The sequence below is a fragment of the Bacillus sp. NPDC094064 genome (assembly GCF_050279585.1).
GTDB lineage: Bacteria > Bacillota > Bacilli > Bacillales > Bacillaceae_G > Bacillus_A.
Window position 1 is genome coordinate 376,531 of sequence record NZ_JBNNUI010000001.1, and the last position, 21,938, is coordinate 398,468.

Genomic DNA, 21,938 nt, shown 5'->3' on the forward strand with positions numbered 1-21,938 from the left:
TTATTGATTTATCTCTTTAGTATACAAAGAAATGTAAACGAATGGTATAAAAAACCAGTTTTATACTCTCTTTCTTTTTGAATACCATTCATGTTATTGCTTATTAAGGGAATGGTAATAAATAGGATGATAAATTAAAAAACTGAAAATTAAATCTTTTCTTTCTTTTGTAATTAATATAAAATTCTATATATATCATATAAATAAATTTGATACATAATCATTTAAGCGTAGAAGTTAATAGAATGAAGCGAGGGAGCGAAATGAGGCAGAAAAAGGAGAAGCAGAAACAGCCGAAAAAGAAAAAGACTCATATTCCATTTCGGTTAAATGTACTATTTTTTATCGTCTTTCTTTTATTTTCAGCTATTATAATTCAATTAGGTAAAGTACAAATCATTGATGGAGAAACGTATAGAAATGAAGTGAACAAAAAGGAAGATGTGACGGTGAGCACTCCGGTTCCTAGAGGGAAGATGTATGATCGGGAAGGTCAAGTGATTGTAAATAATAAACCGTTACGAACTGTTACATATACGAAAATGAAAGGAGTAGACTCGAAAGAGGTTTTACAAGTAGCAAGGGATTTAGCAAAGCTAATTGAAATGCCGCAAGAGGATATGGATAAGTTAACGGAGACTGATAAGAAAGATTTTTGGATGCAGTTAAATGAAAAGCGTGCTACGGAAAAAGTTACGAAAGAAGATGAAAGTAACTTTAGGAAGCAGGAAGTAGAAGGAAAAGAATTAGATAAAAAAGTAGAAGAATTACGCCGAGAAAGAATTACACAAGAAGAATTAAATGAACTTTCAAAAGATGATATAGAAGTGTTAGCAATTAAAAGTAAAATGAATGCAGGGTATAAAATGACGCCGCAAATTGTGAAAAAAGATGTGAGTCTAAATGAATATGCAGTCGTAAGTGAAAGATTGGCAAGCTTGCCAGGAGTAGATACGACGGTGGATTGGGAACGTGAATATCCAAATGATAAAATACTCCGTTCGGTCCTTGGTAGTGTTTCTAGTGAAAATGAAGGGTTACCAAGGGAGCAATTAGACTACTATTTAGTACGAGATTATAACCGAAATGATCGTATTGGTAAGAGTTATATTGAAAAACAATACGAGGATGCACTGCATGGTACGAAAGAACAGACGAAAAATATTACAGATAAAACCGGAAATATTGTTCGGACTGAGAAAGTGACACAAGGAAAAAGTGGGCATAATTTAATGTTAACAGTGGATATGGAGTTACAAAAGAAAGTGGAGGAGAGTCTTGATAAAAATTTAAGAGCATTTCATTCTTCAGAACCGATGATGGATCGCGCATTTGTTGTAATGATGAATCCGAAAAACGGTCAAATTTTATCAATGGCAGGAAAGAAAATTGTAAATAAAGACGGCGGGATGCAAATAGAAGATTTCGCTTTAGGGACGATGACAAGCTCGTATGAGTTAGGATCAACTGTGAAAGGGGCTACGTTATTAGCCGGATATCAAACGGAAGCGATTAAGCCGTATACACATTTCTTTGATGCACCAATGTACTTTAAAGGAAGTGCCAAGCCGAAGAAATCGTGGAAAGACTTTGGGGATATTGATGATTTAAGAGCGTTGCAAGTTTCATCAAACGTTTATATGTTTAATACAGCTTTAAAAATGGCAGGTATTAATTATGTACCAAATAATCCGTTAGATATTAAACAAGAAACATTTAATACAATGCGCTATTACTTTAGACAATTTGGCCTAGGCGTACCAACTGGTATTGACCTGCCGAATGAATCGATCGGTCAAGTAGGTAGAACGGATAACATACCTGGTTTTTTACTGGATTATGCGATTGGACAATATGATACATATACACCGCTTCAGCTCGCACAATATATTTCAACGATTGCGAATGGCGGTTACCGAATGAAACCACAAATTGTACAAGAAGTAAGAGAACAACCAAATAGACCAGAGGATGTTGGGAAAGTCATTCGGACGATAGAACCAACGGTATTAAATCGAGTAGATATGGACATTTCCTATATCAATCATGTGAAAGAAGGATTTAGAAGAGTATTCCAAGAAGCGGATGGAACGGGTACTGCAACGTTTAAAGGATTACCGTATAAACCAGCTGGCAAAACAGGAACAGCTGAGACAGTGTATGGCGGGGAAAGTGATATTGGAAGAGATGAAAACTATAACCGAAAAAAATGTTATAATTTAACTCTTGCCGGTTACGCACCATATGATGCCGATCCAGAAGTAGCTTTTTCAGTTGTTGTACCATGGGTGAATGATGATAAATCAGGAATTAATTCTGCGATTGGTAAAGAGATTTTAGATGCGTATTTCGAATTGAAAGCGAAAAGATCGGGTGTAAATCCACCCCCTGTAGAACAGCCGAACAAAGCCCAGTAAAAATAGTATCACTGCACAGACACATATTGTGCAGTGATATATTTTTTGAGTTGAAAAGCGTTTGAATAAGGTGGGAATGAATATGAAAGAGGAGATTAAGAGAGGTTGGGGGAAGTACATACTATTTATATTTGTCATGGTAATAGCCTACAATTCATTTACGTTATGCAAGGTAGAAGGAAAATCGATGCAGCCAACTCTGTATGAAGAAGACTACGTATTTGTAAATAAAGCAGCAGTACATTTTTCAAATTTACAGCACGGAGAAATTGTCATTATAAAAGAAGAGGATGAATCGAAATATTATGTGAAACGTGTCATAGGGCTTCCTGGTGATGTCATTAACATAACGAACGGAACGGTATATGTAAATGATAAAAAGCAAGAAGAACCATATACAAACAAAGAGTTATTCAACAATACGCAAGTGTTTTATAACTTTCAAAAGACAAAAATCCCGCCAAATAAATTATTTGTAATGGGAGATAATCGTGAACTTAGTAGGGATAGTCGAAATGGTTTAGGGTATATAGAAGAAGATAACATAATTGGCAAAGTAGAATTTGTGTATTATCCCTTTTCGAAAATGAAAATGATAGACTAGTTTAGTATCTTTATGTTCCTCAAAAAACAACCAATGAATAATTAGATGCTTTTATAATGGGAATGAAGTTAACGGTTAAGGAATAGAAAGGAACTGATCACATGTATAAGTACACAATTTGTTTCATTAGACAAGGGGATAACATACTCCTCTTAAATAGAAATAAAAAGCCGAATATGGGAATGTGGAATGGTGTTGGAGGGAAAATTGAAGATAATGAAACGCCATATGAAGGAATAATTAGAGAAACGCTTGAAGAAACAGGCATAGATCTTCCAAGTGTAACCTATAAAGGGAATGTGGTTTTTAAAAGTAAGGACGAGCCTCGGGGTAGTGAAGGAATGTATGTATTTCTTGCTGATCTGCCGGATGGAGTACATATGGACACGCCATTAAGTACGGCGGAAGGATTATTAGAATGGAAAGAAATCGATTGGATATTAAATTGTGATAATAGAGGTGTAGTTAGCAATTTACCAAAATACTTACCAATCATATTAACAGAAGATAAAAAATTAGAGCATATATTTACATATGATAACCGGAATATTATTAATCACACAACGATGCTTTTGACAGAAGATGATGCGAACAAGCGATATGTAAAAAAACTACCCTCATACTCTAGTTGATAAAATATTTTAAAGAGCAATCGGTATTTTCGTATCGATTGCTCTTATTCTATACGCGGGGTGATGATATGTTTCAGAAATTTAATTCATTGGCAATAATCGTCATATGTACGATGTTTCTTTTTGTAGCTTGTTCTAAAAATGATACAGAACTGAAAGATATTCAAAGAGCAGATTATCTTGTATCTTATTCAAATGCAATGAAAAACGGTGGTTACATGTATGCATACGATAAGAAAGGAAATGAGATTAGTAAAATAGAAGTAGATGGGCAAAGTATGATGAGTAATGCAAAAGATGAAAAGGGGTACTACTTTTCATCAAGTAGAAATAACATTCATTACGCAATTGATAAGACAGGTAAGGTGCAAGAGATAAATAGACCGAAACAATTACAAAATGTAAACGCAGGGGCATATTTCATCCATGCAGAGCAAGGATATGTATATTATGATGTGAATATTGGATTGGTAGACGAAAAGAAGGGATATACAAGTGAACTTGTATACTGGAAAGATAGTGACAAAAGGCAAGAAAGTGTAGAACTAAAGGGAACGATTCAAGGAGCGCATATTATTGAGAATCACATATACGCCTTTTCACAAACACTAGACAAAGTATATATTTCAGAAATAGATTTGGCTACAAATAAAAAAACAAATGAATTTGAAATTCCTAATGAAAACGTGTATTTTGCATCAACTGCTCAAAAAATAATTTTTCAAAAGTATAAAGATAAATTATTACTCGCATTAGGTGATAATGTAAATCAAAAGTTACCAGCAAAATTAATGATGATAAACCCGAAAACTAGAGTAGTAGAAAAAGAAACGATAGTAGATGACAAGCAATTTATACCTGTTCTAGTACATGTGAGTGATAATAATGTGTATATTTTAGATCAGGATGAAAAAATGAAAGAGTTAGATGAGGACTTGAACATTATACGTACATATTCATTGCAAAGCGATAAAAAAACAAAAATCGCTAGAGAGGATAAAGGAATATGTGATATACAAGTACAGGAGAATAAAATATACATCCTATACAAAGATATGAATTCGAAGAGTACAACGAAGCAACTTGTAGCTGAAATTGAAGGATATGATTTATTAACGGGAGCCAGCATTGAAAAGACTACTTTGCAATTAGATAAGAAGTGGGATGATATTACCTTTCTTGCATTAAAAGAGTAAATAAAATGATGTGAAGGGGATAACTCAAATTATGACATTCAAAAGTGAGGAAGAACTAAATGAAGCTATTGAAGAGGCTAAAGCAAGTCTAGCAATAGAGGGCATGACTCTTACAAAAGAAATGGAAAAAATTATTAGAGACAAGTTAGCAGGCAAGATAACGCATGAGCAATTTATTGTATTAGCAGATGCGATTGCGAGGCGTGAACGTACTTAACAATCTAGAAGCCACCACGAACTTTTGTTACATAAACAGGAAAAAAGAGATGGAAAATCCATCTCTTTTTCATTTTCATATACTCCATGATTAGCTGCGAATCCCCTTAATGATAAAACGATGTTGCCTCACATCAAAATATCCCATTTGCAAAATGATCTCATGTATACGATATAATTCCTCATAGTAACCCTCGACAGTAAAATCAGGAATTTGCCACGGAATTGCTTTTAAGTAATAGACGATAGCGCCAATATCATAAAAGCGTTGGAAAGGAAACTCTTCTTTTTCTTCTAAAATAGTAAATCCATTTTCCTTTAGTTCATTACATGCAGTTTCAAGAGAACAATTTGCAAATTCGCTATTTAGCGGTGAGATAAACTGCTTATTAAGTTCAGCACAATCAAGACCGCCAACTTGTTGTGTAAGAAATGTTCCATTTGGAGAAAGGATTCTTTTTACTTCAGTAGCAGCATACGATTCATGTTGATTTAAGATTAAATCAAACTGTCCATCTTGAAATGGTAATGCAGTATCATCGCTCACCTCTACAACTTTAACCCCTAAAGGCTCTAATTTCTTCTGAGCAATTGGCACGTTTGGAGCGTAGCCCTCAGTTGCATAAATAGTTGGCGGGAACGGTTGTAACATAGACAAAAACTCTCCGCCGCCAGTACCCATGTCTAGCATAGAATCTGCACGCTGCATAAGCTGGAAAGCTGTGCTGCCGTACGACCACGATAAAGGCTCGCTCTTCATTCGGCCCGTTTCTGAAATGAAAGAAAAATCCCAGCCGCTAAAAAGTGTATTTGCACTTTCTAATATCGTTAAAAATAATGGATCACGTTTCATAATTTTGTCCTCCTATTTTTTAATGGATAATATGATGAGAAAAAAAGGGAGGACCTCTTATTAAAGAGAAGCGGTTTTACGTTTCGTGTTCGAATAGATTCATATAAGTTTGCTCCTTGTAAGAATGGTTATTTATATATTCGGGATAATCGAGTGGAAATCCTTTGAGGCTATAAGAGAGGACAATTGTTTAATGAAAAAATGGATTGAGTGTATCGTGTAATTTTTCATTCATATGCTACAAAAAATAATTTTATTTGCTCCATAAAATGGTAAAATTACATTGGAGGTAAAAATATGAGAAAATTCAGTTTGTTATCGGTAACCTTGATGATTTTGGGACTATTATTGTTTGGATTAAATTGGATAATAGATGGCTATTCTGAGCCTATTGTCCTTTTGGGGTATATCTCTTTTTTATTCGGCATTGTTCTAAGTTTTATCGCGATTGTTAAACGTGAAGATGGAACCTTAAAATTCATATCACTTATTTCTTTCTTCGTTGTGATGTTTTTAATTACTTGGTTTGAGTCGTTTCAGATACTACGAATTATTACGTGGTTAAAAAATATCTATTAAAGTGGGGAACCTTAAATTTAGGGGTTCCTTTTAATTTATTGGATTATCAATATTAAAATTAACAGAGCTATTAATAAAAGAAATATATATATACTGAATATAAAACCTTTTAATTCTTTGAAAACATTCTATAATTTAGTATTGTTTATATATGGAATGTTTTGTTTGTACGAAAGAGGGATAAGGGGTTATATGAAAAGAATGAAAAATGTAATGTTGCTAGTGTTGTGTTTCTTATGTTTAAGTGGTTGTAATTATGAAGATGAAGATCAGGTGAAAAAATATGTGAAAAAAAAGCACGGAATCGATGTGGTTGTAACAGATTGGGGCGCTATACATGAAGGGAATATGGGGCATACATATCATACAGTTCAAGCGAAAAATAACAAAAATATTCAATTTAGAGTAGAGGTAAATGGCATCATCTATTCAAGAATAACAGGCGATGAATACGAATACGGGAAAAAAACATATGAGGAATATAAGAAATTCAAACCAATGCTAGAAGAAATTAAAAAATTAGGTTACGTGGAATCTGAAAATGAAAATGCTCTCCAATATATATTGGATGATGATAATATAGGGAGAAAACCAACTGATAAGTTATTATTAACTTTAAAAACGAGTGACAAGATAGATTACAGTCAATTTGAATCAGCAGAATTAGATCGTTTATATGCTCTATTCCAATTCATTCAGAAGAGTAATAGAAAAATAACAGAACTTGAAATTGAGGATCATAATGGTGAATCTATAGGCTTCCCTTTTAATAATGTGCAAAAAGCTATAACGAAAGAAGAACTGCTTCTAGCAATGAAAAATACTGTAAGCAGTTATTGGACATACTTGATTCAAACTGAAACAAAAGTAGATGAAAGGTTAAATGAAATCCAAAATGATCGTTTCGTAATTAAAGATATTACTTGTCCACACCCAAAAGACGGCAATTGTCCAGAGTATAAAGTGACTTTAGTTTTCAATGACAGTGAGATTAAATATAAAGATGATTCCTATGTAATAGAGGATTTGAGAAAGGTAGTCACTATTCTTAAAGAAGAACTACATAATAAGGAATTTGACATATTTTTGACGAACAAGGATAGAACAAGTTATTCACTCTGGCTATCATCAGAAGCAATTAAGAAAAGTAATACCGTAGAAGAGTTAGTAAAATAATGGTGTAAAGAAGAAGTTTAAAGTACTTTTTACGTTTGTTATTTCTTTATTCAAAGGCGCTGTTAAATTTTAATGTTGATAATCTGTAAAAAATTTAGGAAACCCAACATATACTTAGGGGTTTCCTATTTTATTACACAGTATTAGTATAGTTCGTCCCTCATAATTGTGTAAGTGGAGAGTTGCTAAAATAGTATTATTTTCTCATTACTCTCCCGATAACTTTTTGTGTTTTTTCATCAACAAGTTTGATAATGTCGCCCAACAAAGCACTTTTTTTAGAACTTAACGTAACCATTGACACTTCTTTACCATCGAAGGAAGGGTCAATTAAACTAAATCTCTTTGTGTCTGCTGTTACTTTACTTACTTTTGCGTCTTTCCAATCACCGACAATTTCTTTTCGTTCCGAGTCAGTAAGCGAATTCCAAGCAATTTCCCGCACGTCTTTTGTTGTTTGTACTGCTTTTGTTCCTGTTTGCTTATCTGAGCTTTGGCAACCACTTAAAACGAAAGAGTGTAAGACTATTGCTGATAGAAGTAGAATTCTCATTATTTTCAAAGTAATTCTCCTTTCTGTGTATAGATTTAATAATTAGATTATCTTATCTTATATTATATTATTTTCTTTAATCAATTATTATCGAACTATTCAGATTACAAAGTTTTAATCGGAACTACACATTAAATTTTGACAATCGCAAACTGTCAAATGTGTAAGTCATTTCAAATATAAATGATGTTAATAGAAATTCTTTAATATGTTGCTTAGTGCTTTCATTACTGTGACTAACAGAGCCTATTCAAAAAGCAAAAACGCTTATACTTCATTTTTGAAGCATAAGCGTTTTTGTGTAAAATACTCAAAAAGAAAAATCCTTTGGTAAAGTACCATTTTTAATTACCGTTCTTAACCCATGTTTTATAATCCAAGGGTTAACTGGATGCTGGTTATCGCGTAATTGCTGTAACCATTGAAAAACGAGCTCTTTATTTTCTTTCGTAATATCATTAATATGATTGGCTACAGATTTTTGAACATATTTAGAAGGGTCATTCATTAATGGTTCAAGAAGTTTTAAATTGTTCTTAAAATCACCTTTCAGAGCTCCCATTTTTTTAGCCCAAGGAAGTCTTGGTCTAGTACCTTCAGAAACTAATCTTCTAATGTGGCTGTTGTCGTCATGAATCCACTTTTGTAATATGTTTAGTGTGTCTTCATGATATGTTTCAAGAAAAGGCCGAATGGCATATTCAGCAGTATTCCTTTTTGTTATTTCATACATAGCATTGAATGAGGATTCAAAATCGTTAAGCCCGTATTTTTCAACGTATTTTGCAATAGGCATATACATATATCCGTTTGTAAATGTGCCTACTTCTGTTGTATTTTCTGGTCCCAATATTTTCAGTAATATATGTATTGCTTCACTGAAATCTTTTTGTAATGTAGTGTGTAATTCATCTGCGATTACTTCAATACGTTGCTTTAATTCTAAATTTTCAACTTTACATGTTACGGAAGCTACAAAGGTTTTTTTAGAGAAATTAGGATCATGTTTACAAATAGAATCAGCCATTTTTTCTGCTAATTCTTCATTAAATAAAAATTTTAACGGAACATATTTACCCATATTTTCACCTCAGTGGTCAGTTGAAAACAAATTTTATTTTTTAATCGACAACCCATAAACCAAAGTTTCACTAGGCGTTGTAATACTAAAACCTGTCGTCTTATAATCCAGTTTCACTGTATCACCAGTATAGTCTTTCGTGAATGAATCCATTTGTACGATGAAATCAGCATCTTCATATACAATATCATCGGCATGATAAGTATCCCAAATTAAATCCACATCAACGAAAATGCTACAAGAGTTTGTCATTGTCCCTCTAATGCGAATGATCTTTTTATCTTCACGTTCTAATCTATGTATAGCTGCTTTTGCTTCATCAGTAATACGAATGTTCATAGTATCCCAACCTTTATGTATATTTCCTTTATTATTGCAAAAACAGGAGCAATAGGGAAGGGAGAAGCATTGCAATAAAAAACGAGCAAACAAATTTGTTTGCTCGTTGCACTTTTATTTTAGTTCACATTTATCAAGTGGAATCACTTTTGTTTTCTTCGTAAATTTATATCCTAACCATAGTACTAAGAAAAGTGGTAAACCGATGTAAGAAACGAATACACCGTTCCAATCGATAGATTCTCCCATAAATGCGCCATAGTTTTGTCCTAAAATGACGATGACACAAAGTGCAAATGCGAAGATTGGACCGAACGGGAACCATTTTGCTCTATATGGTAAGTCTTTTAAATCTTTTCCTTGTGCGATATATGCTTTACGGAAACGATAATGACTAATTGCAATCCCAACCCATGCGATAAAGCCAGACATTCCAGATGCGTTTAATAACCAAATGTATACAACGCCGTCACCGAATAAAGAAGCGATGAAAGCGACACTACCAACAATTGATGTTACGATTAATGCGTTAACAGGTACGCCGCGGCTATCCAATTTCCCTAAGAACTTCGGTGCTTTGCCTTGGCGAGCTAAATCCCAAAGCATACGAGTTGATGCATACATACCAGAGTTACCAGCAGATAGTACGGCAGTTAAAATAACAGCGTTCATAACAGAAGCAGCAAAGGCAACGCCCGCTTTTTCAAAAATAAGTGTAAATGGACTTACTGTAACATCACTTGCAGCAAGGCTTTCAGTTGTGTAAGGAATTAATAAACCGATAACGAGAATCGCAAGGATATAGAATAAAAGAATACGCCAAAAGATCGAACGAATTGCTTTCGGAATATTGCGTTCTGGATCAGACGTTTCACCAGCAGCTACCCCAAGTAATTCAGTACCTTGGAAGGAGAAACCAGCTGCCATAAATACACCGATAATTGCCATAATGCCGCCGTTAAATGGTGCATCTGCAACAGTGAAGTTTTTAAAGCCAACAGATTCGCCGCCCATAATGCCGAAAATCATCATAAAACCGACAATTAAAAAGATAATAATCGTAACTACTTTAATAAGTGCGAACCAATATTCAGATTCACCAAACCCTTTAACAGATAAGTAGTTTAAAAGGAAAATAATAGCTAAACAAAGGCCACTCCAAACGAGTGAAGGTGTATCTGGAAACCAAAATTTCATAATTAACGATACAGCTGCGAGTTCAGCCGCTATCGTAATTGCCCAGTTATACCAATAGTTCCATCCTAGTGCGAAACCAAGTGATGGATCAACAAATTTTGTTGCATACGTGCTGAAAGATCCAGTTACAGGCATGTATGCTGCGAGTTCTGCTAAGCTTGTCATTAAGAAATAAACCATAATACCAATTGCGGCGTATGCAACTAATGCACCACCAGGTCCAGCTGTATGGATAACACCACCGCTGGCAAGAAATAGTCCGGTACCAATTGTACCACCGAGAGAAATCATCGTAAGGTGTCTTGATTTTAAACTACGTTTTAATTCACCTTTTCCTTGTGTAGTTTGCGTTTTAGAGGTAGTTTGATTCGTTGCGCTATTCATGTTCAACACTCCTTTTCTTGTAAGATAGGAAGGAGCGGGGGGAGAAAAGTACAAAAAACCGCCAAAGGAATTTGGCGGAACGTTTCACAAATAACCACCCCATCATACCCTTCCGTTAAGATAGCACCCCACGTTTACACGGTAATTTTGTAAACGTGACAGTTCTGTTCCTTTCGGAGACAGCCCCAGCTTATAGTTCCAGAGAAGAAATATAAACTTCGGCAACTTTTCCTTTCAAACGGAGTCGGTGACATTCTCTGTGTCTCGTCCATTTTACTTTTAAAAGTCGCAACCTCTACCTCATCGGACTGATGAGGATTTATATATTGCTAAGATTTTTAATATATCGCAATTGTAATCACTTTCTGAATATATTGCAAGGGATTTTGTTAGGAAAAGTCAAAAAATATCGGTTATTGTTTAGGAAACGTTTGCAAAACTCCACCCGAACCTACTGTTATGTAACAAAAAATAAAGAAAGAAATTGTTATACAAATGTTTCGCAAAAAATGATGAAAAACCCTTTAAAATTAAAAGAAAATTCGGAAAATATAATTCGACATTCATAATGTGGTCATATTTTTTGTTATAATGAGATAAACGTTTAAAGGAAAAGGGGAAATCATTATGAAATTAGAAACGGAAAGGCTCTATATAGTACCATGTACAGAAGAGATGTTTCGTGTTGCTGAAAAACAAGGGTATAACAGTGGTCCGCATATTATAGGCCATGTAGAACATGTAAAAGAAGATGCGGCTTTATTACCTTGGGGCGCATGGTATGTCATTCGAAAAGAAGATGACATCGTACTAGGGGATATAGGTTTTAAAGGGAAACCAAGCGAGAATGGTACAGTAGAAATTGGTTACGGTTTTATTGAGAAATATTGGAATAAAGGATATGCTACAGAATCTGTAGCTGAATTAATAAAGTGGGCTTTTCAGACAGGAGAAGTAGAAACGGTTATTGCAGAGACACTTCAAGATAATTATGGTTCAATCCGTGTATTAGAAAAATTACATATGAAGAGAGTAGAAGCTACAGAAACGATGATCAATTGGAAAATAGAAAAATACCGCTCGAAATAAATCGGGCGGTATTTTTGTAATTAAGGTAGTATTTGTTTTTGATCTGTCGGGTATCCAATTGTCGAATGTTTCGAATGATTACGGACAGCAATAAAAATAGATATAATAACGACAAGACCAACTGCCACGTAAGAAAGTGAAATAATAGTTGGATCCACTTTAAATGTTGTAAGTAGTGTACGTATATTCGTAAAAATAATAAGACCACCAACTAATACGCCAAGTAAATGAGATGGAACGATGCGTACTAACCATGCTGCAATTGGAGCTGCAACAATACCGCCAAGCATTAAGGAGAATACCCAAACCCAGCTTACTTGTTCCCAGCCAAGTGAGATGAAGAAGCCGATTGTTGCAGCGAGCGAAACAGGAAATTCACTCGTATCTACAGAGCCAATCACTTTTCTAGCTTCATTTCCTCTTGCAAGTAGCACAGGTGTCGTAATTGGACCCCAGCCACCACCGCCAGTTGAATCGACGAATCCAGCGAATAAACCGAGCGGTACAAGTTGTTTGGCAGACATACGTTTTTTTGAAGCGACAATTTGTTTTTGAATAAGAAATCGTAATAAAATATAAACCCCTAAAGTGAATAAAAATATTGAAATGTACGGTTTAATCACATTGCCAGGTAAATTACTTAAAAAACATGCCCCAATAAATGCACCAATTGCTCCTGGTAACGTAAGCCTGGAAACGGTATATTTATCCACGTTTCCAAATTTAATGTGAGATGCACCAGAAGCGGCAGTTGTAACGACTTCAGCTAAGTGAACAGAAGCGGAAGCTACAGCCGGTGCGATACCAAACATTAATAATAGAGAAGTAGAGGTTACCCCATACGCCATTCCGAGTGCTCCATCAATCAATTGAGCGAAAAACCCAATAATAGCAAATACAATTAATTTCTGCATAAATATTCCCCCTGTAATAAATAAATGAAAAAGGCACTTTTCCCATATGAGAAAAGTGCCTTTGGTTTTTCCAATCAGCAATAATTAGATTTGTTTTATTATAATACACATTAATCGTATAAATCAACTAGGTTTTAAAGTTTTTTGAATTGAATGAAAGAAAAATAAAATATACAATAAAAGGATGGAGAGAAAGGGGAGAAAGACAATGTTAGCATTTGATCATCTCGTTCATGCAGTGCATGGCACACCGGAGGAAGCAGCAAAACAAATGCAGGAGCGTGGATTTCATACTGCATTAGGTGGACAACATACGACTTGGGGTACTTGGAATAGTTTATGTTATTTTGACTTATCATATATAGAGTTTTTAGCAGTCCAGCATGAAGAAAAAGCGAAAGAAGCAGAAAATCCATTAGTGCAGGAAACGGTCGTGAAATTACAAGCTGGAGAAGGAATGCTACAAATCGCAATTCGAACAGGTGCAATTGAAGAATTAGCAGTTAAGTTCAGAAAGCATGGCATACAAACGATTGGACCATTTGAAGGGAAACGTATGAGAAAAGATGGCCGTCTTTTAGAATGGAAAATGTTATTTGTAAAGCAAGAAGAGACCGGACCAAAACTACCTTTCTTTATACAGTGGAATGAAACAGATGAAGAAAGAAGAAGCGATTTACAGAAAATAGGGACGATCACTGAGCATAAAAACAAAGTACAACAAATTGAAACGATTCATTACGCGGTGAAAAACGTTCGAGAAACGGTGCGAAAATGGAAAGAAGTAATGGGGCTAACGGCAAGCCGGATCGTGAAAAATGAAGAATGGAATGCAGAGTGTCAAAGCGTATCATTTGGTGACATTCATGTACAGTTTTGTGCACCAATTGGGGAAGGATTAGTACTAGAATGCTTGAAGAATCAAGGCGAATATCCTTTTGCAGTGGAGTTTAAAGGGGAAAATAAACGAGAGCATGAAGTGTTAGGTAGTTTGTACATATATTGAAAGAGAGAGTAAATCGAATTTTAGAAGATCATAATCATTTTTCATCCTATATTCCAGAATGGTATCAATCACAACATGTAGATATAATAAACAATAAATAACGGAGGAATTCATATGGATAAAATAGCAGTAATTTCAGATATACATGGTAATATTCCAGCTTTAGAATCTGTGCTACAAGATATTAAATTAAGAGGAATCGAGCGCATTATTTGTCTTGGAGATTTAGTCGGAAAAGGCCCTCATTCAAGCGAAGTAATTGAAATTATTCGTAAAGAATGTGAAGTAGTCGTAATGGGAAACTGGGATGATTTTATAACAAAACCGACTGAATTTGAAGCGTTAAAATGGCATCAAAAACAACTATCAGAAGAACAAAATGAGTATTTAAGAAGTTTACCATTTTCAATCGAGTTTTATATGAGCGGGAAACTCATTCGTATGTTCCACGCATCACCGAGAAGTTTATACGAAAGAATTCAACCACATGCTACAAGAGAAGAGCGTATTAGTATGTTCGAAAATAGTGATTTGACGGAAAATATAGAAGGAGAAAGACAACCAGATGTCGTTTGTTACGGTGACGTTCACCAAGCATTTGTTCAAAATTTCAGAGGGAAAACGTTATGTAATGCTGGTAGTGTAGGAAATTCTCTTGAAATTACACAAGCATCCTATTTAATTTTTGAAGGAACTTGCAATGAAAAAGAAGCAACGAGTTTTTCCATCCAACTCGTACGAGTACCGTATGATATTGAATTGGCTATCAGACTAGCAGAAGAACTCGATATGCCGGAAATTGAAGAATATAAACAGGAGTTACGGACTGCTTTGTATCGAGGGTTTAAGGGGAAGTAAGCGAATAATAATATATCAACGATTTTTCAAATATATCTTTCGTAACTAAAAATATATCAACGATTTTTTCGGTATATCGACGATTCGACATAGGATATCGACTTACCGACAAATAGTGACATAAATTCTTACTCATAATTATATTATGTAAACTTATTGTAGGAGGAAATATCATGAACCGTAAAAACCACATAAAAAAAATTGTAGATCATATTTTAAAATTAAACTTAACCCATCCAATAAGAGTGGGAATAAGTGGTATTACAGCTTCAGGAAAGACAACATTTGCAAACGAACTAGCGGAAGAAGTAAAAAAGCAAGGAGTACCAGTAACACGCGCAAGTATTGACGATTTTCATAACCCGAGAGTGATTCGCTATACGCAAGGTAAAGAATCTGCTAGAGGATATTATGAAGATGCACACGATTATACAGCTTTTAAAGAAAGGTTATTAATGCCTTTAGGACCTAATGGGAATTTACAGTATGAAACGATTTCTCATAACTTAATAACGGATATCCTTGTTCATAATGAACCGCTAGTAGCCCAGAAAAATATGGTATTAATAGTAGATGGAACATTTCTATTGAAAAAAGACATTGAGCATTTATTTGATTACAAAATTTTTGTAGATACAGATTTTGAGATTGCGAGGAAACGTGGTTCGAAGCGGGAGACTGAAGCTTTTGGAAGCTTTGAAAAAGCAGAGAAGATGTTTTTAAACAGGTATCATGCGGCTTGTAAAATGTATATAGACGAGCATAATCCGATAGGGTGTGCGGATATTGTATTTCAGAATAGTGATTTAGGAAATCCAGGAGTTATATTTCATGAAAGAACGTAATACATAATCAGAAATATATGTATAGCCTTATATTTGTTGTTATAATTCTTGTATAATGAAATTAATTTTATGAAGTGAAGAACAGGGGATAAGGCAATTACAAAACGTAAAAAGGGGACGGGGATATAATGAATGAAGTACTAGAATTAAAAGAAGAACTACAACAAATTAAAAATAACAATTATGCTGTACCAGAAGACGTAGATGCATATCCATATGCACAGTGGATGCTAGATTATATCGGATCACCTGATGCTGAATTACGAGATGATTTGATATATAGTACGCTTCATCAGTGGATTACAAATGATGTGTTTAGACAAAAAGAATTACGAGGATTAATGTTACAAGCAATTAGCCCGGATTATTTATTTTATAAAATTGGAGAAAAGGGAACAGACTCTGTTTTCAAACGTGCATTCTCTGTTTTAATCCCGCCACTTATTTTATCTGTGCATGAAAGAGAACCGTTGTTATCTGAAGAACAACTGTACAGTGTGGCAGAACAAGTGCTAGAATATGTCTATTTAGAAGAAGATGTAAGAGGTTACGTAGAAGGAAAAGGCTGGGCACATTCTACAGCACATGCTGCTGATGCGCTAGATGCTTTAGCTCGTACAATACAAAATCGTGAATTTTCATATGCAATACTAGCTGCTGTTCGTCAAAAGGTTCGTTTAAATGACTACGTATACATACACTTTGAGGATGAGAGATTAGTAACGCCAATTATGTCGTTACGTAACCAAAACCTTTTAACTGAAGAAGAGTGGAGCAACTGGTTACATAGTATAGCTATTGTTGAAGACATCCCGCACCCCCAGTATGATATTTTAGTACAAAATATTAGAGCTTTCTTAAGAAGTTTATATTTTAGAGTTTTAGAGACAGAGGGCAGTACAGCCTTTACAGATGATATATTGGAGACTTTGAAGGATTTGCGTAGGTATTAAAAAAGTCTTCGGATTAGAATATATGATTCAATACTTATAATAAATGAAAATACATTATGTTAAAGTACATAAAACCAGCACCTCCCAACCATACTAATAAAATGTGTTGGAGGTGAGTTTAATGGACAAAAAAGACTTTGAAAAAGTGTATAATGATTACTTACATCAAGGGGAAGAGCAAGTTCAATTTGAAGTAGCTCAGAATGTCGTTTCAGGGGCAGAACAAATAGTTGCCGTTCGTAAAAATGATGACGGGGATTTAATTGCATTTAAAACAAGCGGCGGAAGAGAGTTAGATTATATTACTGCTCTTAACGAAGCAAAATCAGGGAAGTTAGCTCATTTGGACGTATTTCATAAGTATGGTAGGGATATTATACGTAGTGAAGCGGATGGTATAAAGGAAAATAATTTAGACAATTTACCTTCATTTTAAAAGGGTAAACCTCAAGAAGAGAATGTTCATTTGGATATTCTCTTCTTTTCTTTCTCTACAAATAGAAGGTTCATTTCTAAAGTGCAATCACACTTTTAAAGAGTGCTCTAAAGTTCTCTTTATCTTCTGCTGTAAATGGTTTTGGTCCCTTTGTACGCTTGCCGCTTTTTCGAACCATTGCACTTAAATAACGTGTTTGTAATAGTTGGTCAATGTTTTCATTCGTATACTTGTATCCTTTATGATGAAGAACGATACAGCCTTTTGCTAAAGCGAGTGAAGCAAGACCGTAATCTTGTGTAACGATTAAATCTTCTTTTTTTGCTAACTGCATAATCCGGTAATCCGCAGCATCTGCTCCAGAATCAACATAAATTGTTTCCACACCTTTTGGCTGCTCTGCATTAGAATAATGAGAAAAGCTAGTAACGAGTGTAACAGGAATTTCTGCCTTCGTAGCTTCAAAGATTATAACATCTTTTACAGGGCATGCATCTGCATCAACGTAAATTTTCATTTTTATCACTCCTATAAAGTGAAACTTGAATTAGTGGGAGTTTTACTGCCCACAAATAGCGGGATAAATAGGTTCGACTTGATAATAATGGTAGATTTATCTTTTGTCAAACAAGATCTCTTTACCTAATGTTATTTTTCACAAACCAAAATAGCTTCACGCAAACGAGCAATACCTTCCTCAATTTGATCAATATTCACTTTCCCATAAGATAAACGAATATAACCATCTTTCGCGCCGAAAATACTACCTGGCATAAAGGCAATTTCTTGTTTTAAGCTTTGCATAATGAGTTGTTTTTCGTTTATCGGTTCTTTTAATTTTCCCCATATGTATATACCGCCGGTCGGGTTTGAAAAAGAGATTTTATCGTGAAGTTGCTCGTTTAGGGCGCGGACGATAACGTCTCTTTTTTCTGCTAGTTGTTTTCGTAACGGTACGATATGGGATTGAAATGGTACGGTTTCAAAAAACTGCTGCATAAGCCACTGCGGGAATATGCTCATACCTAATTCCATTTGGTGCCGTGCGTCAGATAACCTTTCTACTACAGACTGCGGGGCGACAAGCCAGCCGACTCGTAAACCTGGTGCGATCATTTTTGATAAGGAATGTACATAAATGACTGTTCCGTTTTCATCAATTGATTTTAAAGTAGGACAAGGTTGTTTCTTTTCTAACGTAAGTAAACTAGACGGATCATCTTCAACGATCGCAATTCGTAAGTCTGCGCAAAGTGATAACAGTTTTTTTCTGCGCTTTGGATGAAGCATCGTTCCCGTAGGATTTTGGAAATTTGGATTTAAAAAAATCATTTTAATACGATGCTTTCTAAATAATTCTTGCACATCGTCTGGATTAATACCGTGTTCGTCGACGGGTAACGGGAAAATACGAATACCTGCTGATTGGAATAACGGCAGGGAATAACAGTGTGATGGACTTTCGAAAGCAACAGCATCACCTGGATTTAATAAACATTGTACGATAAGGTGAAGTGCTTGCTGCGCGCCGGATGTAATCATAATGGATTGTTCGGTTGCTTCAACTTTTAAATATTCTTTCATATATCTTACGACTGCTTGTCTTAGTGGGAGATAACCTTGCGGGTGATCGTAACTTAATGAATTCGTTAACGGTTGTTCTCGTAAAATCGTTTGTAGTTGATCGTGAGGATAGAGATTACAACCGAGTTCTCCATTAGCGAAATCTATAATATTTTCATTTTGTTGTACTTCTGACCGAATATGACGAAGTAACGGTAAGTTTGGTAAAAACGTACCACCTTCTACGAAATTTCTCCAGTTCGGCGTTAATGTTGGAGAAACGCCCCACATATGTGTACTCACACGTGTACCTTTACCGGTCGTACTTTCTACAATTCCCATAGCACGAAGTTCATTATAAGCAGTTGTTACTGTACTTCGGTTTACATTTAATTGAGTAGCTAATTTCCGTTCTGAAGGGAGGAAGCTACCTGGAGGAAGTTCTCCGTATGTAATACGTTTTTCAATAAAGTCAACAACTTGCTGATAAATAGGGATTTTACTGTCATTATCTAGCTTCCATTGCATAAAAAACGCCTCCGTATCTTTTCACTACATCAAGTATAGCAAATTGGCTGGGTAAAAAAACAGCCAATTGGACGGTGTTTTATCCAGCCAATTTTACTATGCTAAATATGGAAGGGGAGATTCGGATGAAACGATGGCAAATGGAATGGCTCCTAGTATCAGTTGCATTAGTATGGGGAGCAAATTATACAATTGGAAAGTATGGCGTGGCATTTATGTCATCCATTCAATTTAATAGTTTACGATTTTTAGTAGCATCACCGGTATTATTACTTATTACTTTTATAATGGAACGCTCATTACGTATTGAAAGAAAAGATTGGTTACGATTATTAGCAGTAGGCATTGTTGGAACGACGATGTATCAAACGATGTTTATGCTATCTGTGAAATATACTTCAGCAACGAACGCCTCATTATTAATTGCGATGTCACCTATATTTACAGGGATATTAGCAGTATTGCACAAACAAGAACGTTTTTCGATGAAAGTGCAAATTGGTTCGATAGTAGCATTTATTGGTGCAGCATTCGTTTTATTAACAGGGCATACAGGAGGAGCTACTTACGAGTATGCATGGCTCGGAAATGTAATTGGATTAGTCGCGGCAATTGCGTGGGGATGGTATCCGATATTAGCGCAACCTCTTATTACAAAATACTCTGCAATGAGAGTCACATCATGGTCTACTTTAATTGGAATTGTACCTCTCGTTATATACTGTTTATTCAACGTAAATACATTAACGTGGCCAGTAGATATGCCAAGCTGGGGCTCACTAGCATATTCGATCGTCTTTGCGACAATTTTCGGACTTGCGATGTGGTATGTCGGTATTAGCAAAATCGGCTCAACAAAAGTAATGGTTTATATGTATCTTGTACCATTGTTCGCAGTTATCTTTGCAGCTGTAACAATCGGAGAGGAAATCAATATGATGCAATTAGTTGGCGGTCTTATTATCTTCATCGGTTTATATGTAGTCAAAAAAGGCGGAATCAAAAAGCCTGCTCTCAATTTGAAAAAAGTAAGTTAGTAGTAAAAATGATCTCTTTCACATAGAAGGAGATCATTTTTTATTTCGTAATAAAATCGCTTGTTCAATGGCCCATTTTTGATGATCATGAATGAGAAGCTCTACAGCAAGTAAAGGAGACATCCACCGCAAAACATGATCTTCCTCACAGTTTTCAGTTTGCTGATTCACCATGTTCGCGATGTAAAAGAACCCATCGTTTAAATAATATGTATCTTCCTTTTCAGCATAAAAATATCGCATTGCATTACCGATATACTGCTCAATTTCAATGGCCCATCCTAATTCTTCTAGTAGTTCACGATGTAAGCATTCATCTTTTGTTTCAGTACCTTCCATACCGCCACCAGGTAAAAAGTATCGTTCCCCTTTTTGGACAACAGCAATCTTTGAAGAAGTTGAGTTAAAAATAATTGCATAACAACTAGGTCGTAATACATATTGCTCAGTAAGCTTTTTACAACCAAAAGTAAGTTTAGACATCATAAAACACCTCATCTTTCTATAAAATACATAAAAGGAATATTAAGGTAATAATGGAATTGTATAAGTATAATCTTATGAGATGGGAGTGATACCAAAATGATAAATCGAAAGTGTTCGCGCTGTAAAGAAATAACAGGTACATTGCACGGTGGTAAAAAAATTAAGGAAGAATTTCTATGTGAAGATTGTTTGCAAAAAGGAATTGCGAGCGGAGAAATCGAATTATCACAATTGGAAGAAAAACAAACTTCGTATCTTTCTATAAAGATATTAAAAATAATGAGTGTTATTTATTTAATATTCTCTATTATAACCGCTTTTTCTGCTGGAGCACTTATACAGGATCCAGGGCTTGGTGGAATATCATTTTCAATAACAGGTGCAGTTGGTGTTATGGTAATTGGATCGATATTCCAGTCTGTGCTTGTGTTTTCAGGTATTTGGGTATTCATCCTTCTAGTAGAAACAGTCATTAAAATTTATGAAAAAATGAAGTGAGTGAGAGGGAGAAACATATGCGAGTAAGAAATATCCAAGGGGAAGATTATGTAAAAATTCATTCTGTTTTAAATGATTGGTGGGGCGGGAGAGACATGGCTGGCATGTTGCCAAAATTGTTTTTCGTCCACTTTCAAGAAACGAGTTTTATTATTGAAGAAGAGGGAGAAACGTTAGGTTTTTTATGTGGATTCTTTTCGCAAACGCATAAAGAGGAAGCGTACGTTCATTTTATCGGAGTAAATCCGAAGTATAGAAGACGAGGAATCGCATCGACATTATATTCTTATTTCTTTGATGTAGCTCGTGCAAATAACCGTAAAGTTGTAAAAGCAATCACATCACCAATTAATAAAAAGTCGATATTATTTCATCAAGAAATCGGTTTTCGAATTGAGGCTGGGGATGATGAGGTAGAGGGTGTATCGGTACATACAAATTATGACGGGAACGGCGGGAGTAGAGTTTTGTTTTTGAAACATGTGTAAAAGTAGGCTA

At 35.0% G+C, this 21,938-nt stretch carries 25 protein-coding genes, 2 pseudogenes and 1 riboswitch; of the genes and pseudogenes, 17 read left to right on the plus strand and 10 right to left on the minus strand.

The window, feature by feature from the left end; translation table 11 throughout:
• The first annotated feature begins 263 nt into the window (after positions 1-263).
• The 5 genes from ACQKNI_RS02015 (at position 264) to ACQKNI_RS02035 (ending at position 5,066) form a co-directional block, all read left to right on the plus strand.
• Entirely contained in the window at positions 264-2,417 is a 2,154-nt protein-coding gene (locus tag ACQKNI_RS02015) for a peptidoglycan D,D-transpeptidase FtsI family protein (RefSeq protein WP_088229934.1), read from the plus strand.
• Between the two features lie 82 nt (positions 2,418-2,499).
• The gene (gene lepB / locus ACQKNI_RS02020) at positions 2,500-3,021 is read left to right on the plus strand and encodes a signal peptidase I (protein ID WP_088229547.1); all 522 of its coding nucleotides are present in this window, start codon (positions 2,500-2,502) and stop codon (positions 3,019-3,021) included.
• Between the two features lie 101 nt (positions 3,022-3,122).
• Entirely contained in the window at positions 3,123-3,653 is a 531-nt protein-coding gene (locus ACQKNI_RS02025; protein ID WP_088229546.1) for an NUDIX hydrolase, read from the plus strand.
• A 68-nt stretch (positions 3,654-3,721) separates the two neighbouring features.
• Positions 3,722-4,849 carry a hypothetical protein gene (locus ACQKNI_RS02030; RefSeq protein WP_088229545.1) on the plus strand — a complete coding sequence of 376 codons (1,128 nt, stop codon included), beginning with the start codon at positions 3,722-3,724 and terminating at the stop codon, positions 4,847-4,849.
• A 31-nt stretch (positions 4,850-4,880) separates the two neighbouring features.
• A complete protein-coding gene (locus ACQKNI_RS02035) occupies positions 4,881-5,066 on the plus strand; it encodes an antitoxin VbhA family protein (protein ID WP_088229544.1) in 186 nt (61 codons plus the stop codon).
• A 90-nt stretch (positions 5,067-5,156) separates the two neighbouring features.
• Here ACQKNI_RS02035 and ACQKNI_RS02040 read toward each other — a convergent pair whose 3' ends face one another.
• Positions 5,157-5,918: a class I SAM-dependent methyltransferase gene (locus ACQKNI_RS02040; protein ID WP_098882381.1), complete on the minus strand. Its 762-nt coding sequence runs from the start codon at positions 5,916-5,918 to the stop codon at positions 5,157-5,159.
• Between the two features lie 297 nt (positions 5,919-6,215).
• Here ACQKNI_RS02040 and ACQKNI_RS02045 point away from each other — a divergent pair, with 297 nt between their 5' ends.
• Complete coding sequence (locus ACQKNI_RS02045) at positions 6,216-6,497, plus strand: hypothetical protein (RefSeq protein ID WP_088229542.1); 282 nt, start codon at positions 6,216-6,218, stop codon at positions 6,495-6,497.
• 192 nt (positions 6,498-6,689) lie between these two features.
• Complete coding sequence (locus tag ACQKNI_RS02050; protein ID WP_088229541.1) at positions 6,690-7,673, plus strand: hypothetical protein; 984 nt, start codon at positions 6,690-6,692, stop codon at positions 7,671-7,673.
• A gap of 196 nt (positions 7,674-7,869) precedes the next feature.
• On the opposite strand, the gene ACQKNI_RS02055 is transcribed toward ACQKNI_RS02050, so the two are convergent.
• The 5 genes and pseudogenes from ACQKNI_RS02055 to ACQKNI_RS02075 all read right to left on the minus strand — a co-directional run bounded on the left by ACQKNI_RS02055 (position 7,870) and on the right by ACQKNI_RS02075 (position 11,227).
• A complete protein-coding gene (locus ACQKNI_RS02055; protein WP_098252548.1) occupies positions 7,870-8,226 on the minus strand; it encodes a hypothetical protein in 357 nt (118 codons plus the stop codon).
• A 124-nt stretch (positions 8,227-8,350) separates the two neighbouring features.
• Positions 8,351-8,464 (minus strand): annotated as a pseudogene (locus tag ACQKNI_RS02060) (IS1595 family transposase); the annotation flags it as partial.
• A 72-nt stretch (positions 8,465-8,536) separates the two neighbouring features.
• Positions 8,537-9,307 (minus strand): DNA alkylation repair protein, encoded by a 771-nt coding sequence (locus ACQKNI_RS02065; protein WP_088229540.1) that lies wholly within the window; start codon positions 9,305-9,307, stop codon positions 8,537-8,539.
• A 33-nt stretch (positions 9,308-9,340) separates the two neighbouring features.
• Positions 9,341-9,646, minus strand: coding sequence for an iron-sulfur cluster biosynthesis family protein (locus ACQKNI_RS02070; RefSeq protein WP_140417274.1), 306 nt, complete (start codon positions 9,644-9,646; stop codon positions 9,341-9,343).
• A 114-nt stretch (positions 9,647-9,760) separates the two neighbouring features.
• Positions 9,761-11,227, minus strand: coding sequence for an amino acid permease (locus ACQKNI_RS02075; protein ID WP_088229538.1), 1,467 nt, complete (start codon positions 11,225-11,227; stop codon positions 9,761-9,763).
• 113 nt (positions 11,228-11,340) lie between these two features.
• Positions 11,341-11,533: riboswitch (Lysine riboswitch) on the minus strand.
• A 321-nt stretch (positions 11,534-11,854) separates the two neighbouring features.
• Between ACQKNI_RS02075 and ACQKNI_RS02080 the strand changes: the two genes are divergently transcribed.
• Positions 11,855-12,316, plus strand: coding sequence for a GNAT family N-acetyltransferase (locus ACQKNI_RS02080; protein WP_088229537.1), 462 nt, complete (start codon positions 11,855-11,857; stop codon positions 12,314-12,316).
• 20 nt (positions 12,317-12,336) lie between these two features.
• Here the strand turns inward: ACQKNI_RS02080 and ACQKNI_RS02085 are convergent, their stop codons facing one another.
• On the minus strand, positions 12,337-13,230 hold the full coding sequence (locus ACQKNI_RS02085; protein ID WP_088229536.1) for a sulfite exporter TauE/SafE family protein: 894 nt from the start codon (positions 13,228-13,230) through the stop codon (positions 12,337-12,339).
• A 208-nt stretch (positions 13,231-13,438) separates the two neighbouring features.
• Here ACQKNI_RS02085 and ACQKNI_RS02090 point away from each other — a divergent pair, with 208 nt between their 5' ends.
• The 6 genes and pseudogenes from ACQKNI_RS02090 to ACQKNI_RS02115 all read left to right on the plus strand — a co-directional run bounded on the left by ACQKNI_RS02090 (position 13,439) and on the right by ACQKNI_RS02115 (position 17,328).
• Entirely contained in the window at positions 13,439-14,236 is a 798-nt protein-coding gene (locus ACQKNI_RS02090; RefSeq protein WP_088229535.1) for a VOC family protein, read from the plus strand.
• Positions 14,224-14,337 (plus strand): annotated as a pseudogene (locus ACQKNI_RS02095) (aminoglycoside phosphotransferase family protein); the annotation flags it as partial. The gene ACQKNI_RS02090 and the pseudogene ACQKNI_RS02095, both read left to right, overlap by 13 nt.
• Before the next feature lie 13 nt (positions 14,338-14,350).
• Positions 14,351-15,094: a metallophosphoesterase family protein gene (locus ACQKNI_RS02100; protein ID WP_427282160.1), complete on the plus strand. Its 744-nt coding sequence runs from the start codon at positions 14,351-14,353 to the stop codon at positions 15,092-15,094.
• Between the two features lie 173 nt (positions 15,095-15,267).
• Positions 15,268-15,939: a hypothetical protein gene (locus ACQKNI_RS02105; protein ID WP_427282161.1), complete on the plus strand. Its 672-nt coding sequence runs from the start codon at positions 15,268-15,270 to the stop codon at positions 15,937-15,939.
• Positions 15,940-16,067: 128 nt separating this feature from the next.
• On the plus strand, positions 16,068-16,892 hold the full coding sequence (locus ACQKNI_RS02110) for a DUF2785 domain-containing protein (protein ID WP_088229532.1): 825 nt from the start codon (positions 16,068-16,070) through the stop codon (positions 16,890-16,892).
• A 121-nt stretch (positions 16,893-17,013) separates the two neighbouring features.
• Positions 17,014-17,328, plus strand: a complete 315-nt coding sequence (locus ACQKNI_RS02115) for a DUF3892 domain-containing protein (protein WP_088229531.1) — start codon at positions 17,014-17,016, stop codon at positions 17,326-17,328.
• Positions 17,329-17,404: 76 nt separating this feature from the next.
• Here the strand turns inward: ACQKNI_RS02115 and ACQKNI_RS02120 are convergent, their stop codons facing one another.
• On the minus strand, positions 17,405-17,845 hold the full coding sequence (locus ACQKNI_RS02120; protein WP_088229530.1) for a YaiI/YqxD family protein: 441 nt from the start codon (positions 17,843-17,845) through the stop codon (positions 17,405-17,407).
• A 131-nt stretch (positions 17,846-17,976) separates the two neighbouring features.
• Complete coding sequence (locus ACQKNI_RS02125) at positions 17,977-19,419, minus strand: PLP-dependent aminotransferase family protein (RefSeq protein ID WP_098357087.1); 1,443 nt, start codon at positions 19,417-19,419, stop codon at positions 17,977-17,979.
• Between the two features lie 125 nt (positions 19,420-19,544).
• Between ACQKNI_RS02125 and ACQKNI_RS02130 the strand changes: the two genes are divergently transcribed.
• Positions 19,545-20,456 carry a DMT family transporter gene (locus ACQKNI_RS02130; RefSeq protein ID WP_098357086.1) on the plus strand — a complete coding sequence of 304 codons (912 nt, stop codon included), beginning with the start codon at positions 19,545-19,547 and terminating at the stop codon, positions 20,454-20,456.
• Positions 20,457-20,489: 33 nt separating this feature from the next.
• Here ACQKNI_RS02130 and ACQKNI_RS02135 read toward each other — a convergent pair whose 3' ends face one another.
• Entirely contained in the window at positions 20,490-20,942 is a 453-nt protein-coding gene (locus ACQKNI_RS02135) for an NUDIX hydrolase (protein WP_098882383.1), read from the minus strand.
• Between the two features lie 96 nt (positions 20,943-21,038).
• On the opposite strand from ACQKNI_RS02135, the gene ACQKNI_RS02140 reads away from it, so the two are divergent.
• Both ACQKNI_RS02140 and ACQKNI_RS02145 read left to right on the plus strand, forming a co-directional pair.
• The gene (locus tag ACQKNI_RS02140; protein ID WP_098357084.1) at positions 21,039-21,440 is read left to right on the plus strand and encodes a DUF3980 domain-containing protein; all 402 of its coding nucleotides are present in this window, start codon (positions 21,039-21,041) and stop codon (positions 21,438-21,440) included.
• Positions 21,441-21,457: 17 nt separating this feature from the next.
• The gene (locus tag ACQKNI_RS02145; RefSeq protein ID WP_098840833.1) at positions 21,458-21,928 is read left to right on the plus strand and encodes a GNAT family N-acetyltransferase; all 471 of its coding nucleotides are present in this window, start codon (positions 21,458-21,460) and stop codon (positions 21,926-21,928) included.
• The last annotated feature ends 10 nt before the right edge of the window (positions 21,929-21,938 follow it).

Bases quoted from the DNA above. Each gene is read 5' to 3' on its own strand.
- ACQKNI_RS02015 (WP_088229934.1), top strand. From the start codon at position 264: ATGAGGCAGAAAAAGGAGAAGCAGAAACAGCCGAAAAAGAAAAAGACT.
- lepB (WP_088229547.1), top strand. From the start codon at position 2,500: ATGAAAGAGGAGATTAAGAGAGGTTGGGGGAAGTACATACTATTTATA.
- ACQKNI_RS02025 (WP_088229546.1), top strand. From the start codon at position 3,123: ATGTATAAGTACACAATTTGTTTCATTAGACAAGGGGATAACATACTC.
- ACQKNI_RS02030 (WP_088229545.1), top strand. From the start codon at position 3,722: ATGTTTCAGAAATTTAATTCATTGGCAATAATCGTCATATGTACGATG.
- ACQKNI_RS02035 (WP_088229544.1), top strand. From the start codon at position 4,881: ATGACATTCAAAAGTGAGGAAGAACTAAATGAAGCTATTGAAGAGGCT.
- ACQKNI_RS02040 (WP_098882381.1), bottom strand. From the start codon at position 5,918: ATGAAACGTGATCCATTATTTTTAACGATATTAGAAAGTGCAAATACA.
- ACQKNI_RS02045 (WP_088229542.1), top strand. From the start codon at position 6,216: ATGAGAAAATTCAGTTTGTTATCGGTAACCTTGATGATTTTGGGACTA.
- ACQKNI_RS02050 (WP_088229541.1), top strand. From the start codon at position 6,690: ATGAAAAGAATGAAAAATGTAATGTTGCTAGTGTTGTGTTTCTTATGT.
- ACQKNI_RS02055 (WP_098252548.1), bottom strand. From the start codon at position 8,226: ATGAGAATTCTACTTCTATCAGCAATAGTCTTACACTCTTTCGTTTTA.
- ACQKNI_RS02065 (WP_088229540.1), bottom strand. From the start codon at position 9,307: ATGGGTAAATATGTTCCGTTAAAATTTTTATTTAATGAAGAATTAGCA.
- ACQKNI_RS02070 (WP_140417274.1), bottom strand. From the start codon at position 9,646: ATGAACATTCGTATTACTGATGAAGCAAAAGCAGCTATACATAGATTA.
- ACQKNI_RS02075 (WP_088229538.1), bottom strand. From the start codon at position 11,227: ATGAATAGCGCAACGAATCAAACTACCTCTAAAACGCAAACTACACAA.
- ACQKNI_RS02080 (WP_088229537.1), top strand. From the start codon at position 11,855: ATGAAATTAGAAACGGAAAGGCTCTATATAGTACCATGTACAGAAGAG.
- ACQKNI_RS02085 (WP_088229536.1), bottom strand. From the start codon at position 13,230: ATGCAGAAATTAATTGTATTTGCTATTATTGGGTTTTTCGCTCAATTG.
- ACQKNI_RS02090 (WP_088229535.1), top strand. From the start codon at position 13,439: ATGTTAGCATTTGATCATCTCGTTCATGCAGTGCATGGCACACCGGAG.
- ACQKNI_RS02100 (WP_427282160.1), top strand. From the start codon at position 14,351: ATGGATAAAATAGCAGTAATTTCAGATATACATGGTAATATTCCAGCT.
- ACQKNI_RS02105 (WP_427282161.1), top strand. From the start codon at position 15,268: ATGAACCGTAAAAACCACATAAAAAAAATTGTAGATCATATTTTAAAA.
- ACQKNI_RS02110 (WP_088229532.1), top strand. From the start codon at position 16,068: ATGAATGAAGTACTAGAATTAAAAGAAGAACTACAACAAATTAAAAAT.
- ACQKNI_RS02115 (WP_088229531.1), top strand. From the start codon at position 17,014: ATGGACAAAAAAGACTTTGAAAAAGTGTATAATGATTACTTACATCAA.
- ACQKNI_RS02120 (WP_088229530.1), bottom strand. From the start codon at position 17,845: ATGAAAATTTACGTTGATGCAGATGCATGCCCTGTAAAAGATGTTATA.
- ACQKNI_RS02125 (WP_098357087.1), bottom strand. From the start codon at position 19,419: ATGCAATGGAAGCTAGATAATGACAGTAAAATCCCTATTTATCAGCAA.
- ACQKNI_RS02130 (WP_098357086.1), top strand. From the start codon at position 19,545: ATGAAACGATGGCAAATGGAATGGCTCCTAGTATCAGTTGCATTAGTA.
- ACQKNI_RS02135 (WP_098882383.1), bottom strand. From the start codon at position 20,942: ATGATGTCTAAACTTACTTTTGGTTGTAAAAAGCTTACTGAGCAATAT.
- ACQKNI_RS02140 (WP_098357084.1), top strand. From the start codon at position 21,039: ATGATAAATCGAAAGTGTTCGCGCTGTAAAGAAATAACAGGTACATTG.
- ACQKNI_RS02145 (WP_098840833.1), top strand. From the start codon at position 21,458: ATGCGAGTAAGAAATATCCAAGGGGAAGATTATGTAAAAATTCATTCT.